This window comes from Micromonospora hortensis (genome assembly GCF_022230935.1).
GTDB classification, from domain to species: domain Bacteria; phylum Actinomycetota; class Actinomycetes; order Mycobacteriales; family Micromonosporaceae; genus Micromonospora; species Micromonospora hortensis.
On record NZ_JAKKFE010000012.1, the window covers coordinates 249,724 to 264,908 of the forward strand.

A 15,185-nucleotide genomic window follows, 5' to 3' on the forward strand; every position below is an offset into this window, starting at 1 on the left:
GGAGAACGTGATGCGCGTGATCGGCCTGATGTCCGGAACCTCCTACGACGGCATCGAAGCCGCCGCGGCCGAGTTCGAAATGAGCGGCGACACACTGCGGATGCGACCGCTGGGCCGGCTCAGCCACCCGTACTCCGACGAGTTGCGCACGCAGATCGCCGCGGCCCTGCCACCCGGGGCGACCACCACCGAGGCGATCTGCGTGCTGGACACCGGCATCGGCCAGGCCTTCGCCGAGGCCGGCGTGCGGGCCCTCGCCGAGCTGTGCGACGGCAGTGCCGACCTGGTCGTCTCGCACGGGCAGACCATGCACCACTGGGTCGAGGACGGCACGGTTCGGGGCACCCTCCAGCTGGGTCAGCCGGCCTGGATAGCGGAGGCCACCGGCCTTGCGGTCGTCGCCGACCTGCGCAGCCGCGACGTGGCCGCCGGCGGCCAGGGCGCTCCCCTGGTCGCCCTCTTCGACGCGCTGCTGCTGGGTGGCCTGCCCGGCGTCCCGGCCGCGCTGAACCTGGGTGGCATCGCCAACATCACCGTCGTCGCGCCGGACGCGGACCCGCTCGCCTTCGACACCGGTCCGGCTAACGCGCTCCTCGACGCCGCCGCCCGCCACTTCAGCGGCGGCACCGAGGAGTACGACCGGGACGGGCGCGGCGCCGCCGCCGGGCAGGTGAACCCGGACCTGCTGCGGCGGCTGCTCGACGAGCCGTACTACCGGCTGCCCGGCCCGAAGAGCACCGGGAAGGAGCTGTTCCACCTGCCCTACCTGCTCGCCGCCCTCGCCGACGCGCCCACACCGGACCCGCGGGACGTGTTGGCCACGCTCACCCGACTGACGGCGGTCACTGTGGCCGGCGCCTGCCGCGACCACGGCGTCACCCGACTCGTCGTCTCCGGCGGCGGCGCCCACAACCCGACGCTGATGCGCATGATCGCCGACGAGCTGCCCGGCGTCGAGCTGTCCTCCAGCGACGACCTGGGCATCGCGTCGGACGCCAAGGAGGCGCTGGCCTTCGCGCTGCTCGGCTACCTGACAGTGCACGGGCTGCCGGGCACCCTGCCCTCGGGCACCGGCGCGCGACACGCCTCGGTGCTCGGCAGCATCACCCCCGGCCGGCAGCCGCTACGGCTGCCGGCACCGGCCAGCACCCCGCCCCGCCGACTGCTGATCGCCGAGTCTCCGGTGGTCGACTGACCACCCTCCTGGGAGGATCGCCCATGAGCACCGCCGTACCCGCGCCGACCGCGGCCGGCGCTCGCGCCCGCGAGGTCGCCGAGCTGCTGCGCTCGCGCCTCGATGATCCGAGCCGGGCCAGCGCCGAGCTGCCCCGAAGGCTGGCGGCGGCGCACGACGCCTCGCCGTACCTCTTCGAGCCGCAGGCAGTGGTGCGCGCCGCCTCGGCCGCCGAGGTGGGGGCGCTGATGGCCGGCGCCCGGGAGGCCGGCGTGCCGCTGACCCTGCGCGGCGGCGGCACCAGCCTCGCCGGGCAGGCCGGCGGCGCGGGCGTGCTTGTCGACGTCCGCACCGACTGGCGGCACGCCGAGGTCCTCGACGACGGCCGCCGCATCCGGCTCCAGCCGGGCCTGACGATCCGGCAGGCCAACGCCCGGCTGGCCCGCTACCGACGCCGGCTCGGCCCGGACCCGGCCAGCGAGGCCGCCTGCACTGTGGGCGGCATGGTGGCAAACAATTCCAGCGGGATGACCTGCGGCACCACCGACAACGCGTACCGCACCATGGAGTCGCTGCGCTTCGTGCTCCCGTCCGGCACCGTCGTCGACTCCGGCGCCCGCGACGCCGACGACCGGCTGCGGGCCGACGAGCCCGAGCTGCACGCCGGGCTGCTGCGCCTGCGCGACCGGGTGCGATCGACGCCGGGGTCACGCGCCACCATCGAGCGGCTGTTCGCGATGAAGAACACCATGGGGTACGGGCTGAACTCGCTGCTCGACCACAGCACCCCGGTCGAGATGCTCGCCCACCTGATGATCGGCAGTGAGGGCACGCTCGGCTTCGTGGCCGAGGCCGTCTTCCGTACCGTCGAGATCCACGACCACGCCGCCACCGGCCTGCTGATCCTTCCCGGCCTCACCGACGCCACCGACGCGCTGCCGGCCCTGCTCGCCGCCGGCGCCCGTACCGCCGAGCTGCTCGACGCGGCCGCGCTACGGGTCAGCCAGCGCGATCCGGGCGCCAGCGCGGCCCTGCGCGGGTTGACGGTCACCGGCCACGCCGGACTGCTTGTGGAGTTCGCCGAGGACAGCGCGGAGCAGTTGGCCGCGACGCTGGCCGACGCCCGGCCCGTGCTCGACCGGCTGCCGGCCGTCACCGGCACCGAGCTGACCCGCGACCCGCGCGAACGGGCCAACCTCTGGCACCTGCGCAAGGGCCTCTACACCGCCGTCGCCGGGGCCCGCCCGCCCGGCACCACGGCCCTGTTGGAGGACGTCGCGGTGCCTATGCCGCGCCTGACCGGCACCTGCGACGGTCTGATCCGCCTGTTCGACAGGCACGGCTACCCGGACGCGGTGATCTTCGGACACGCCCGCGACGGCAACCTGCACTTCATGCTGACCCAGTCCTTCGACACAGCGGCCGAGATCGACCGCTACGCCCGGTTCACCGACGACATGGTCGACCTGGTGCTCGCCGAGGGGGGAACACTCAAGGCGGAGCACGGCACCGGCCGGGCCATGGCACCCTTCGTCCGCCGGCAGTACGGCGACGAGCTGTACGACGTGATGCGCGACCTCAAGCGGTTGTGCGACCCGAGCGGCCTGCTCAACCCCGGTGTGCTGCTCAACGACGACCCGACAGTGCACCTGCGGCAGCTCAAGGCCGTCCCGACTGTCGACCCCGAGCTGGACGCCTGCGTCGAGTGTGGCTACTGCGAGCCGGTCTGCCCCACCGCCGACGTCACCACCACGCCCCGGCAGCGCATCGTCCTGCAACGGCAGATCGCCCTCGCCACCGCCGCCGGCGACGAGGAGCGCCGCCGGGAGCTGACAGCAGACTACGAGTACGCCGCAGTGGACAGTTGCGCCGCGGACAGCCTCTGCGTCACCGCCTGCCCGGTCGGCATCGACACCGGCGCGGCGATGAAACGGCTGCGCGCCGAGCGGCACAGCCCTCGCGCCCAGCGCACCGCCCGCACCGCCGCCCGGCACTGGCAGGCCGCCGTGACGGGCGTCCGGGTGGGGCTGACCGCCGCGCACGCCGTGCCGACGCCGGTCACCCGCGCCGCCACCACGGCGATCCGCGGGCTCGGCGCCACCGAACTCGTGCCGCTGTGGAGCGACGACATGCCGCGCGCCGGCGCGCCCCGCCCCACCCCGCGCAGAGCGCCGGACGCCCAGGCGGTGTTCTTCGCGGCCTGTGTCGGCAGCCTCTTCGCACCCGAGGACGGCTCGTCCGGCGGTTCGGCGGCGGCGTTCCTGCGCCTCTGCGAACTGGCGGGGGTGCCGCTCGTCGTGCCGACTGGCACGGCGGGCCTGTGCTGCGGAACCCCGTGGCAGTCAAAGGGCTACCCCGCCGGTCACCGAGAGATGGCCGAGCGGACCCTGGCCGCGCTCTGGGCGGCCAGCGACGAGGGCCGCCTGCCCGTCGTGTGCGACGCGTCGTCGTGCACGCACGGGCTGACGCAACTGACCGCCGCGCTGGCCGAGGATGACCGGGCACGCTACGGCGCGCTGCGCTTCGTCGACAGCGTGACCTTCACCGCCGAGCACCTCCTGCCGGCGCTGCCGCAGCCCCGGCGACTGGGCTCGCTGGCCCTGCACCCCACCTGCTCCACAGTGCACCTGGGCGGCATCGACGACCTGCGCGCGGTGGCCGGGGCGGTCGCCGACACCGTCACCGTGCCGGACAGTTGGGGCTGCTGTGCCTTTGCCGGTGACCGTGGGCTGCTGCACCCCGAGGTCACTGCCGGCGCCACAGCGGCGCAGGCCGCCGAGATCAACGAGCGCGACCACGACGCGTACGCCTCCTGCAACCGCACCTGCGAGATGGGCATGAGCCGGGCCACCGGTCAGCCGTACCGGCATGTGCTCGAACTGCTCGTCGAGGCGGTCGAGCCGCCGGCGTAGCCGGTGTCGTACCCGCGAGCGCGCCGCCCGCCGCAGATCTGCGGCGGGCGGCGCGGTGGGTGCGGTACTCAGGAGAGCGCGATGGCGCGGTATTAGTGGCGCCGGATCGCTGGTAGTTCTTGCCCTCGTTTCCGGCGGGGCGCTGGCCCGGCCAGCGCGCCCCGCGGGCTTTCAGGCGACCTTGGGCGTGGCGCGCATGCCCACGTAGCAGACCCGAGTGCCGTTGGTGAGGGTGGAGAAGACCACCGGCATGTAGTCCTCGCTGAACGACGGTCCCGCGCCGGAGGCGGCGAAGACCGTTGCGGTGACCGGTTCGAGGTCCATCTCCAGGGGCGGCGACATGCCTGCCATGTCGTCGACGAACTCGTACCGCAGGTGCGGTGTGCCGTCGTCGGTGCGGGAGACGGTCAGGACGACACCCTCACGCCGGTACGTGCCGAGCAGCGGTTCGAGGTCGATCGGGGGTGGCACGGGGGCCGGGGCGAACGGCGCGGGCATTGTGACGTCGGCGAGTTCGGAGAGCAGATCGCGGAACAGGTCGGCGTAGAGCAGTCGGGCCGCGCCGCCGTTTGTCATCAGGACCACTGCGAGGTTCGCGTGCGGGACGACGCGCAGGTAGGCGTACTGACCGATGGCCGCGCCGTCGTGGCCGTAGCCGGGGACGCCGTTCCAGTCGTAGAGCGTCCAACCCAGACCCCACCCGTCGGCGCTCACCGTCCACTTGTCGGGCACGTCGACGGCGCGGTGTCGCATGGCGGCGACAGCTTCGGTGGACAGCACCCGGGAGCCGTCGGGCGCGAGGCCGCCGTCGAGGTGCATCCGAGCGAAGCGGGCCATGTCGCCGGCGGAGACGATGACCCTGCCCGCCGGCCCCATGGAGCGGGGCATCAGGTCCCAGGACGGGGCTGGGTCGGGATAGCCACCGGACTCGCCCAGGTGGCTCATGGCGACGCGGAAGCGCAGGGCCTCCTCCGGCAGCGTCATCGAGCGTGCCAGGCCGAGCGGCTCGAACAGGAGGCTCTTGAGCGCCTGGTCCCAGGTGAGGCCGGTGAGCTTTTCAATGACGCGGCCCAGGACGATGTAACCGAGCCCGCCGTACGAGATGGCTGTGCCGGGCGGGCAGTCCAGCGCCACCCGTCGGGCGGCGCTGACGTATCGGGCGAGGCAGTCGTCACCCCTGCCGCCGTCGAAGTTGAAGTCGTTTGTCACGCCGCCGGTGTGCGACAGCAGCTGCCGAACGGTGATCGTCCTGGTCGCCTCGGCGTCGGGGGTGGCGAACTCCGGCAGCACGTCCACTACCGGCGCGTGGAGGTCCAGCTTTCCCTGGTCGGCGAGCCGCATGATGAGCGTTGCGGTGTAGACCTTCGCGATCGAGCCGGACAGGAACACCGAGTCCGGGGTGACCGCCACGTCGGTGCCACGGTGCAGCACCCCACTCGCCAGCTCGTGGACCTGCCCGTCGAGCAGCACGGCCAGGCTCGCGCCGGGGACGTGGTGCGTGTGGCGCAGCTCGTCGAACCGCCGCTGCCAGCGGTCGACGTCGAATCGCCGGCTGGGCGACCTCCGTACGGACGGGGGGTGCAGGTCGCTGTCGGCGTTCCGGATCAGCGTCTCGGTCATGGTGCTTCCCTTCGGTCGGTCAGGCTTTGGTACGGCACGTGCCGTGCCGCTGGTGGATTGCGCTCAGTTTGGCCACCCACTCGGAGGATTGTCAACGGCACGTGCCGTGCCGTTACAGTGGCGGCATGAGCGACGACCGCCGCACCAGGGCCACCGACCGGACCAACGCGATCATGCGTACGACGTTGGAGCTGGCGCAGGAGGTCGGTTACGCCAAACTCAGTATCGAGGGGGTCGCGGCCCGCTCCGGCGTCGGCAAGCACACGGTCTACCGGCGCTGGCCGTCCAAGGGCGCCCTGTTCCTGGACGCGGTGCTCAACTCCGGCGAACCCGCACTCGACTACCCCGACTCCGGCGACATCGTGGCCGACCTGCGCCAACAGATCCACGCGGCGGTCGACCTCCTGGGCCAGCCCCCACTGGGCCCCCTCTACCGGGCCCTGGTCGGCGAGGCCCAGCACGATCCGATGGTCGCCGCCGCGCTCAACGAACGCTTCATCCGCCCGCAGGCGGACCGGACCCTCGCCCGGCTGCGGAGCGCACAGCAGCGGGGGCAGATCTCATCCGACTTCGACCTGGACGTGGCCATGGCGATCCTTTCCGGCCCGCTCTACTTCCAGTTCCTCATCACGCAGGAGCCGCTGACCCACGAGTACGTCGATCGCGTACTCGAGGCGCTGCTCGTGGGGATGACGCCACGGTTCTAGCGCGGGGCCGGCCCGCCGGGATGGTGGTCCCGGCGGGCCCGGCGTCACGGGCAGGGTGTCCGCGCGCAGACGTCGACGACCTCGCCGGTGAGCAGGAAGACCGCCTTCTGTTTCTGGGCTGCGGCCTGGGCGCGGGGGAACTCGTGCGGATCGTCGCCGAACTCCGGCCCGGCCGGGGCGAGGTTGGTCGGCGGCGGCGCGTACGCCGCGCCGCTGTTCCAGATCACGATCGCCGAGCCGGTGTACGGGTAGCGGCGGATCGGCGTGATGCCCCAGTACGGCCGCACGTCCAGTGACCAGCCGCCGGCGAGCGCGGGAGTGTGCAGGCGCGCGCCGATGGTGCGCGCCTGCACCTCCGCCGCGGCGGGCGAGACCTGCTGGTCGCCGAAGGCCACGTGCATCAGCACCTGGTGCGCCGGGGTGCGCGGTAGCGGCCGGTCGGTCATGTGCTGGGCGTACCCGTTGGCCTCGGACCGGTCCCACAACATCTGCAGCAGCGCGAGGATCAACTGTTGGTCGACAGTGTCCGGGTAGTAGCCGTCCAACACGGTCTGGAACGGCGCGAAGTCCACGCTGCGTTGCAGCAGTGTCGAGTAGTTCATCGCCGGTACGCCGAGCACCGACCGGGTCCAGTCCTGGGCGATGGCGGTCAGGGCACCCCCGTTGATGCCGCCCTGGCTGTTGCCGTCGTAGTGCAGCCCGCCGCCGCGATCGATCAGCGGCCGGGCGGTGGCGTCGCGGAACGCCGGATGGGCGGTGAACCCCGCCGGGTGGATCATCGCCCGACCCAGGAAGAGGAAGTTCAGGAAGCTCTGCTGCAACCGGTCCGCCACAGCGGGGAAGACGCTGAGGTCGGTGAACGCGTTGGCCACGAAGGGAACGTCGGCAGCGGCCATGCCGATCCAACTGGTCGCGCAGAAGGTGAAGTTGTGGGTGTTCGACATCGTCCTGACGTTGCCGGCGTTGATCTCGGTCGGTCGGCCGAGCAGTCCATGGCCGTAGAGCGAGAGGTGGGCCGGCCGCGCGGCCGAGGCGCTGCGCGGAATGTTGCAGACGAAGTCGGCCGCCAGCGTCGGGCCGGACGGCGTGGGCAGGGCATTCGGGGTGGGCGGCGTTCCGGCGCCGCCGGCCGGCCCGTAGTGCAGGCGGGAGCCGGGGCCGCCGTCGCCGGTCAGATAGGACGGTACGCCGATGGTGCCGGTCACCTGCCGGGCGATGAGCGGATCCTGCTCCGGTGAAAAGTCGGTCACCTGGGTGACGGTGACCGGCGGCGCGGCCCGGCCGAGGTCGGCGAACGCGTCGTCCCGGACCGCCACCATCCGCCCGGTCAGCCCGTGCCGGCTGGCCACAGTGAAGTCCCAGGCCAGGTAGAGACTGTGCCGCGTGACGCCGGCCCGGCTCAGCTCGGCGGCGATGCGCCTCAGCTGCTGCCCCCGAGCGTCCCGCCGCGTGAGGCCGGCACCGGTCAGGTACGCCGTGAACGCCTTCGGCGCCGGAATCACCGCCCCGTTGCCGTCGCGCAGGCCGCGCAGGCCGACGACGTAGCGGGTGCCCTCGGTCAGCGCCACCGCCGGCCGGATGATCAGCAGTTGCCGGTCGGGCTGGCCGGCGGCGTGCGCGTCCACCTCGGCCCAGTACGGCGTGCGCTCGCCGGTCCGGGCATTGAGCAGCACGATCGGCGCGTTCGACGCCAGCGAGCGGCCGATGTCGGTGACCGGCGCGATCCCGCTCGCCACGGCGTCGAGGCCGGGTACGCGCACCAGGATCGGTGAGCCCGGACTGAACCCGTCCTGCCGGTTCCACTCCGTCGGGTCGATCGGGGTCCCCTGCACGTTGGCGGGCATCGCGGCGGCGGCGAACCGCACCCGCTTGCCGGTGGGGCTGCTCCGGTCCGGCACCGTGAAGTAGTCGTTCGGGAACGGCAGCAGGCAGGCGGTCGGGTCGATCGGGTCGCAGGACGGGTGCGCGGCCGGCGCGGGAGTCGTTGGCGGTGCGGCGGGGGCCGCCGTGCCGAGCAGGACGGCGCCCGCCGTCACCAGCACGGACACGGTGAGACGGAGCCCTCCGGAGGTGGTCACACGCATCTCCTTCGACGCTGGACGGCGGATCGACGGGTGGTGTTCTTCCTACGCGTGTGAAAGAGACTCAGCAAGCGAAACACAGTCGCGGCCGGTGGTCGGGCAGCCCGATCACGCTCTGGCTGCCGGCCACCGGCCGCATCGACGACGACTAACGAAAGGTCAGTCGGTGATCACCGGCCAGGCGTAGGCGAGCAGGGCGCAGGCGGCGCCCAGAAGCGCGAGCGAGACACCCCTCGTGGGCAGCGGCAGAGCAGCGAGCACGATCAGGATGACGGCGACAACGTAGAGAAATGCCTGGACCGACATGGTGCTCTCCTCGATCAGGGGTAACGAGCGGCTGACTTCATCCGCGGGATGCCCCCGGTCGTGATCTCGGAAACCCTCCTGCCGATCACGGTTTGGCCCACAGTGGCAGGTGCGGATGGTCCGAAGCGATACCTACGTCGGGAGAAGAAGCGCTTCGGCGCCCACCGGTCGAAAGCCCGCCGCCTGAAAGGCGCGCACGCTGCGCGCGTTGCCGGCGGCCTGCTGGGCCCAGACCGGCTGGCCGTCGGGCACCAGATGTCGGGCGGCCGTGGCCAGCGCCCGCCCCAGGCCCCGGTGGCGACGCTCGTCGTCGACCTCCACCGCCGCCTCCCAACGACCGGCCACGCCGCGGCCGAGCACGACCCCCCACCCTCGGCGGCCCAGACGCGGATGTCGTCACGGCGCCGACGTGACCTGACCTCACGAGGATGACCGGCGTCCGCCAGTTCGGTCAGCGGCAACGGAGGTGGCCCGGCAAGGCAACTCGCGACGGTCAACAGGTCGATCGTGTCCATGCAGCGCCGGGTGCGGTCGAGCAGCGCACCCAGGAAACGCGGATTCATCGTGGCCGCCAGGGAGTCGCAGTCGAGGGTGGCCAACGTACGACGTACCCACTGGGGATCTTCGTCGGTGAACACCACCGAGTGTCCGGTGAAGGCGATGACTCCGGCGTCGCGGCGGCTCGGCTGCGACACCACAGTGGTCCCGCCGTCCGGTGGCGGGAAGTGCCCGTACGCCGCCGCTTCCAGGATCTCGGCCAAGGTGCGGTCCATGGTCATCTTCTCCCCCGGTATACGGACCAAACAGTGCTCGGACATCCTCCCGCTTGGAGTACGGCACTGTGCCGCGATGCATCGGCCCCCGCTTCGTCAGCTCCGTCGGCGCCTACGTCGCGTGGCTGCGGTACCAGATCCGAGGCCGACCGTCAGCGGTGATGTCGACGTCCGTACGCACCTGGTAGACCTGCTCTATTTGGCTGGTGGTGAGAACCTCGACGGGTGTGCCGGCCGCGACCACCCGCCCGTCGAACAGAAGCACCAGCCGGTCGCAGTACTGCGCGGCCAGATTGAGATCGTGCAGGGTCACCACGACGGTGCTGGCCGACTCGGCGAGGAACCGCAGCAGATCCAGCTGATGCCGGATGTCCAGATGGTTGGTCGGCTCGTCGAGCAGCAGCAGATCCGGTTGCTGCACCAGCGCGCGGGCCAGGTCCACCCGCTGCCGCTCACCGCCGGAGAGGCTGGACCAGCGCCGCTGCTCGAACCCGGCCAGGCCGGCGTCTGCGAGCGCGCGCCGCGCCAGGTCCAGATCGGCGGCGCCGACCCCGGCAAGGCGTGGCCGGTACGGGGTCCGGCCCAGCAGAACCACCTCCAGTGCGGACATCTCCACGTCGGTGGCCACCTGTTGGGTGACCACCGCGATCCGACGAGCCAACGCACGCCGGGGTATCGCGTCCACCGCGACGCCGTCGAGCAGCACCCGCCCGGACTCCGGCCGCGCCAGCCCGGCCAGTAGCCGCAGCAGGGTCGACTTGCCGGAGCCGTTCGGCCCGAGCAGCCCGACAGTGGCACCCGGTTCGGCGGTGAGCGCCACCCCGGCCAGGATCCGTACGCCGGCCACGCCCCACCCGATCCCGTCCGCTTCCAGCCGCGCCGGCGACGCTCCCGCCAGGGAAGGGTCACCGCCCAGTCCCCGGCCGGTGGTGCCCGGCGCGATCACGGCGTACCCGTCCGGCGCCGCATGACCAGCGCGAACACCGGCACCCCGAGCAGGGCGGTGAGCACGCCCACCGGCAGTTCCTGTGGTGAGAAGACGGTCCGCGCCACGGTGTCCGCCCAGATCAGGAAGATCGCGCCGATCACCGCGCAGGCGGGCAGCAACGTGCGATGCCGGGAGCCGAACAGGAACCGCACGGCGTGTGGCACTGTCAACCCGACGAAACCGATGGCGCCGCTCGCCGCGACCAGCGCGGCTGCCATCAGAGCGGTGACGGTGAACAGCAGCAGCCGGGTGCGCCCGGGAGAGAAGCCGAGCGAGCGGGCGGTATCGGTGCCGAACGCGAACGCGTCCAGCGCCGTCGCACTGGTCCAGCACACCAGCAGGCCGACGCCGACAACCACCGCGCCCAGCGTCACCGACGACCAGGAGGCCGCCGTCAGCGAGCCGAGCAACCAGAACGTCACGCTACGGGTGTCCTGGGTGTGCGCGTCGGAGATCACGATCAGACTGGTCACCGCGCTGAAGAGCTGTGAGACGGCCACCCCGGCGAGAACGATCCGGGTCGGCTCGCCGGCCCGCCGGCCGGCCAGCAGCAGCACCGCGCCGAACGCGGCCATGCTGCCGACGAACGCGCCGGTGGTCAGGTCGACCGGGCCGGCGCCGATCCGGATGCCGAGTACCAGCACCGCCACCGCTCCGGTGGAGGCGCCGGACGAGACACCGAGCAGGAACGGATCGGCCAGCGGGTTACGCGTGAGCGCCTGTAGGACGGCCCCGCACACGGCCAGACCGGCACCGACCAACGCGGCCAACAGCACCCGGGGCAACCGGAGATCCCACACGATGCTGTCCGGCAACGGCGGTAGGGGCTGCACCGGGAGGCCCACATGGCTGGCCACCGCGCGTAGGACGCTGTCGACCGGCAGATCGGCCGAGCCCACGCTGACCGCCGCCGCGATGGTGGCCAGTAGCAGGAGCAGTGCCAACGGAAGGACGTACCGACCATTTCTCGAGATGCCGGGAGGGGGTGGCGAGTCCCGCCGGCCGCTCGCCGAGACTGGGGATCGTGCGACTCGCGGGTTCATCGGCGGGCGAACACCACGTAGTCGTCCAGGTACTGCCAGACGGTGCCGACCTCGGCGAACCCTGCCGTGCGAAGGGCAGCCAGGTGGAATTCCAGTGACGCTGGGGCCTGCGGCGGCCGGTCGGCGAACCGCAGTTCCCGCTGGGCTGCCAGCCCGGCCAGTTCCGGGTGTCGGGCCGCCTCGGCGTACCAGGCGGAGTAGGTGAGCGCTCCGGCAGCGAATGTCTCCTGCTGCACCTGCGCGTCGTGCCGACCGGCGATGTCGCGCAGGGTGGGCGCCGATTCGTCGTATCGGAGGTGGTCGGCGTTGAGCAGCACACCACCGGCGGGCAGCAGCCGCGCCACTGTGGTGTAGACCCGCAGCAGTTGTTCCGGCGCCAGCCAGTGCAGTGCCGTCGAGGTGAGCACGGCGTCGATCCGCCGTCCGGTCAGAGCGTGCTCCCAGCCGTCGGCCACCAGGTCGACGTCGTGGACCTCGACCCGTGCGCTGTACCGGTTCACAGCACGCCGCGCGACCTCCAGCAGGATCGGGTCGTAGTCGACAGCGACGGCGGTGGCACGGGGGAACTGGGCCAGCATCCGGTCGCTGATCGCACCGGGGCCGCAGGCCAGATCGAGGATCGCGGGGTCGTCCGGGCAGTGCAGCCGCAGCACGTCGGCCATCACGTCGAACCGCAGGTCGCGGTGGGCCACGTAGGCGGACTGCTGGTCGTTCCAGAGTTCGAGCAGGCGGCGGGCGGCCGACTGGTCCAGCGCGGCGACCTCGGCGCCGGCCGGCGGAGTCATCGGGCGGTCCCGTGCAGGTGGGCGCCGACCAGTTCCGCCGCCTGGACGCTGCGGATCGACGGGTCCATCGACGAGCCGGGCACTGTGACGAACCGTCCGGCGACCACCGCGTCCAGCTTCGATGTCACCGGGTTGCGGCGCAGGAAGTCGATCTTCGATTGGGCACTGTCGCCGTCGCCGCCCCTGGTCAGATCGGCCACCACGATCACCTCCGGGTTGCGTTTGGCGATCTCCTCCCAATTGCCGGCCGGCCACTTCTGGCTGGCATCGGTGAACGTGTTGCGGGCGCCCAGCAGCGAGCTGATCGCGTCCGGAACCCCGCCGTGCCCGCCCACGTACGGGGTGCTCGTTCCGGAGTAGTACCAGAGCAGTGACGGGCCGGCGCTCGGCACGGCCGTCGGCGCCACACCTCGGGCGGCGTCCAACCGACTCTGCTGGTCGTGGATCAGCTTGTCGGCCCGCTCCGGGACGCCGAAGACGCCGGCGATGTCGCGGATCTCGTCGAAGATCCCGTCGAAGGTGACCGTCTGGGTGGCGTCCGCCGGTTTCTCACAGGCGAACTCGGAGAGGTACGCCGGCACGCCGAGCGTGGCCAGGTCAGCGCGCGAGCCGGCGGCGTCCGGAGCGTACGCGGAGGTGTAGGTCGAGTAGACGAAGTCCGGATTCGCCGCCCGGACCGCCTCTCGTGAGGGGTACAGCTTGGCCAGCACCGGCACCTTCTCGTACGCGGGGCGCAGGTCGGGCAGCACCGGGTCGGTCTGGTAGCTGGTGCCGACCATCCGATCGGCGAGACCGAGGCTGAGCATGATCTCGGTGGCGTTCTGTTCGAGTGCGATCGCGCGCTGGGGTGGCGCGGTGACGCTGACCGGCAATCCGCAGTTTGTCAGCTGGACCGGGGTGGCCAGGTGGCCCTGCGCGGCCGGCGCGGCGGCTCCCCCGTCGGAGCAGCCGGCCGCGGCCAGTACCAGGCACAGACCCACCTTAATGAAAACGGTTTTCATGGGCAGGAACATATCAACAGCGCCTCGGTGGCCTGGCCGGCGGGGGTGCGGTGCGCCAGCCGGCGGACGCGTGCCCGCATCCGCTCAGGCCGACGCGGTCGAGGGTGTGACCCGGAACCTCGGTCACACCCTCGACGCACTCATCACCATGGCGGGGCACCGCTGACGGGCCCCGTTCACGACCCCGGAAGGGTCAGCAGCCGATCCGGCTGGACCCCAGCGCGACGTCGTCGTACCAGAGGGTGTCGGCTCCGCCGCCGTAGCTCTCCCAGCCCAGTTTCAGGTCGGTGAGCTGCGGCCGCCAGGTGCGGTTGTGCCACTGGCCGTCGATGTCGTGCGTCGGTACGCCGTCCGCGGTCAGCCCAGGGATGGCGGTGCCGTCCACCCAGGTACGCAGCTGACCGGCCGCGCCGTCCACCATGAACTCCACACAGGTCCACCGGTTGGTGGGCAACGGCAGGCTCTGCGCCACCCCGGCCGGGCTCTGCTCGGGCAGGGTCGCGTCGTCGGAGGCGCGGTTCCACTGCAGGGCGCCGTTCTGGCCACCCAACCGCAGGTCCTTGCTGCCATCGGCGGCGTCGGCCATCGCCATCATCGTGGTGTGTTCGGTGGGCTGGGCGGTGGTGTGCCGGACCCAGATGCGGCCGTACCGGACGTTGCCCACGCTGCCGAGGTTCTTAGTGGACCTGATGAAGACGTGGTTGCAGTACCCGGCGGCGCCGCTGATCCGAACCGACCGGCTGCCGCTGTGCGTGGTCGCCGTGTCGATGGTGGCGGTACCGGCGCCGGAACAGTCCGGGCTCACCACGGCCCAGTCACCGGACGGCGTCGACCCGGTCTGGCCCTCGAAGCCGTCGCAGAGCACCGCGCCGGCACACCCGGTCGGCGGCTCGGTGGTGGGCGGCGGGGTGGTCGGCGGAGGTGTCGTCGGCGGCGGGGTAGTGGGCGGAGGTGTCGTCGGCGGCGGGGTGGTCGGCGGCGGCGTGGCGCCGTTGCACGGTACGCCGTTCAGGCTGAACCCGGTCGGCGCGCCACCACTGGAGCCGTACGTGCCCTGCAACCCGAACTCGGTGGAGCCGCCGGCCGGGATGCTGCCGTTGTACGACGCGTTGCGGGCGGTCACCGTCGATCCGGACTGGCTGACCGTGGCGTTCCAGCCGCTGGTGACCCGCTCGTCCCCGGCGTATGTCCAGGTGACGGTCCAGCTGGAGACGGCCGCGTCCCCCGGGGAGACCTTGACGGTGGCGGTGAATCCGCCGGGCCACTGGTTGGGCGTGTAGTCGACCCGGCAACCCTGGGCGGCCGCGGCCGGGCCGCTGAGTAGTGCCGCTCCGGTGGTGGTCGCGGCGGCGGCCAGCGCGGCGGCGACCACCAGGGTCGCGGCGGGGCGGGCGCGGAAAATCGTCATGAAGGGTCCTTCTGCCATCGAGCTGGGCGGAGACGGCACGGCGGCGCGTCCTGGACGGACGCGGCGCGACAACGTGCCCTGGATGTGGCGCGGCGGTGCGCCACAGCGACCGGTCGTGCGTACGACCAAAGTGCCCGGCTCGGGGGTGGACCTGTCAGCCGCCAACGGCCCGGTTCACCCGGACCCCGGCGGCGCCCACCCTCAATCTATTGACGATTGCCGATCGAATCAAGCGTCGGTGACCCCTGACTGCCGCGCCGATCTTGCAGTTTCAGTAGCCGATATGGGCGGGATGTCACTTATGCCGGGACAGTAAGTGCAAGATCGCGGAGCAGGGGCCGGTTTTCGGGGCCGTGTCGATCCGCGGGTTGCCCGTTCGACGTGGGG

Annotated in this window: 11 protein-coding genes and 1 pseudogene; 3 read left to right on the forward strand and 9 right to left on the reverse strand. The window is 72.0% G+C overall.

Features of this window, described 5'->3' with window-relative positions; genetic code table 11:
- Window positions 1-10: 10 nt before the first annotated feature.
- Window positions 11-1,195: an anhydro-N-acetylmuramic acid kinase gene (locus NIE111_RS09665; RefSeq protein ID WP_238684051.1), complete on the forward strand. Its 1,185-nt coding sequence runs from the start codon at window positions 11-13 to the stop codon at window positions 1,193-1,195.
- Between the two features lie 23 nt (window positions 1,196-1,218).
- Entirely contained in the window at window positions 1,219-4,086 is a 2,868-nt protein-coding gene (locus NIE111_RS09670) for an FAD-binding and (Fe-S)-binding domain-containing protein (RefSeq protein ID WP_238684052.1), read from the forward strand.
- A gap of 171 nt (window positions 4,087-4,257) precedes the next feature.
- On the opposite strand, the gene NIE111_RS09675 is transcribed toward NIE111_RS09670, so the two are convergent.
- A complete protein-coding gene (locus tag NIE111_RS09675; protein WP_238684053.1) occupies window positions 4,258-5,706 on the reverse strand; it encodes a serine hydrolase domain-containing protein in 1,449 nt (482 codons plus the stop codon).
- A 125-nt stretch (window positions 5,707-5,831) separates the two neighbouring features.
- On the opposite strand from NIE111_RS09675, the gene NIE111_RS09680 reads away from it, so the two are divergent.
- Window positions 5,832-6,413: a TetR/AcrR family transcriptional regulator gene (locus NIE111_RS09680; RefSeq protein ID WP_238684054.1), complete on the forward strand. Its 582-nt coding sequence runs from the start codon at window positions 5,832-5,834 to the stop codon at window positions 6,411-6,413.
- Between the two features lie 44 nt (window positions 6,414-6,457).
- Here NIE111_RS09680 and NIE111_RS09685 read toward each other — a convergent pair whose 3' ends face one another.
- The 8 genes and pseudogenes from NIE111_RS09685 to NIE111_RS09720 form a co-directional block, all read right to left on the reverse strand.
- Window positions 6,458-8,491, reverse strand: a complete 2,034-nt coding sequence (locus NIE111_RS09685) for a hypothetical protein (RefSeq protein WP_238684055.1) — start codon at window positions 8,489-8,491, stop codon at window positions 6,458-6,460.
- Between the two features lie 162 nt (window positions 8,492-8,653).
- Window positions 8,654-8,800 (reverse strand): hypothetical protein, encoded by a 147-nt coding sequence (locus NIE111_RS09690; RefSeq protein WP_167337290.1) that lies wholly within the window; start codon window positions 8,798-8,800, stop codon window positions 8,654-8,656.
- Between the two features lie 132 nt (window positions 8,801-8,932).
- Window positions 8,933-9,573, reverse strand: a pseudogene (locus NIE111_RS09695) (GNAT family N-acetyltransferase).
- A gap of 112 nt (window positions 9,574-9,685) precedes the next feature.
- On the reverse strand, window positions 9,686-10,519 hold the full coding sequence (locus NIE111_RS09700; protein WP_238684056.1) for an ABC transporter ATP-binding protein: 834 nt from the start codon (window positions 10,517-10,519) through the stop codon (window positions 9,686-9,688).
- A complete protein-coding gene (locus tag NIE111_RS09705) occupies window positions 10,516-11,505 on the reverse strand; it encodes a FecCD family ABC transporter permease (RefSeq protein WP_238684057.1) in 990 nt (329 codons plus the stop codon). The genes NIE111_RS09700 and NIE111_RS09705 overlap by 4 nt, the downstream gene beginning before the upstream one ends.
- A gap of 95 nt (window positions 11,506-11,600) precedes the next feature.
- Window positions 11,601-12,389, reverse strand: a complete 789-nt coding sequence (locus tag NIE111_RS09710; RefSeq protein WP_238684058.1) for a class I SAM-dependent methyltransferase — start codon at window positions 12,387-12,389, stop codon at window positions 11,601-11,603.
- Window positions 12,386-13,390, reverse strand: coding sequence for an ABC transporter substrate-binding protein (locus NIE111_RS09715; protein WP_238684059.1), 1,005 nt, complete (start codon window positions 13,388-13,390; stop codon window positions 12,386-12,388). Before NIE111_RS09715 ends, NIE111_RS09710 begins: the two co-directional genes overlap by 4 nt.
- 193 nt (window positions 13,391-13,583) lie before the next feature.
- Entirely contained in the window at window positions 13,584-14,798 is a 1,215-nt protein-coding gene (locus tag NIE111_RS09720; protein WP_238684060.1) for a cellulose-binding domain-containing protein, read from the reverse strand.
- Window positions 14,799-15,185: the final 387 nt, after the last annotated feature.

Bases quoted from the DNA above. Each gene is read 5' to 3' on its own strand.
- NIE111_RS09720 (WP_238684060.1), bottom strand. From the start codon at position 14,798: ATGACGATTTTCCGCGCCCGCCCCGCCGCGACCCTGGTGGTCGCCGCC.
- NIE111_RS09690 (WP_167337290.1), bottom strand. From the start codon at position 8,800: ATGTCGGTCCAGGCATTTCTCTACGTTGTCGCCGTCATCCTGATCGTG.
- NIE111_RS09670 (WP_238684052.1), top strand. From the start codon at position 1,219: ATGAGCACCGCCGTACCCGCGCCGACCGCGGCCGGCGCTCGCGCCCGC.
- NIE111_RS09710 (WP_238684058.1), bottom strand. From the start codon at position 12,389: ATGACTCCGCCGGCCGGCGCCGAGGTCGCCGCGCTGGACCAGTCGGCC.
- NIE111_RS09675 (WP_238684053.1), bottom strand. From the start codon at position 5,706: ATGACCGAGACGCTGATCCGGAACGCCGACAGCGACCTGCACCCCCCG.
- NIE111_RS09665 (WP_238684051.1), top strand. From the start codon at position 11: ATGCGCGTGATCGGCCTGATGTCCGGAACCTCCTACGACGGCATCGAA.
- NIE111_RS09680 (WP_238684054.1), top strand. From the start codon at position 5,832: ATGAGCGACGACCGCCGCACCAGGGCCACCGACCGGACCAACGCGATC.
- NIE111_RS09715 (WP_238684059.1), bottom strand. From the start codon at position 13,390: ATGAAAACCGTTTTCATTAAGGTGGGTCTGTGCCTGGTACTGGCCGCG.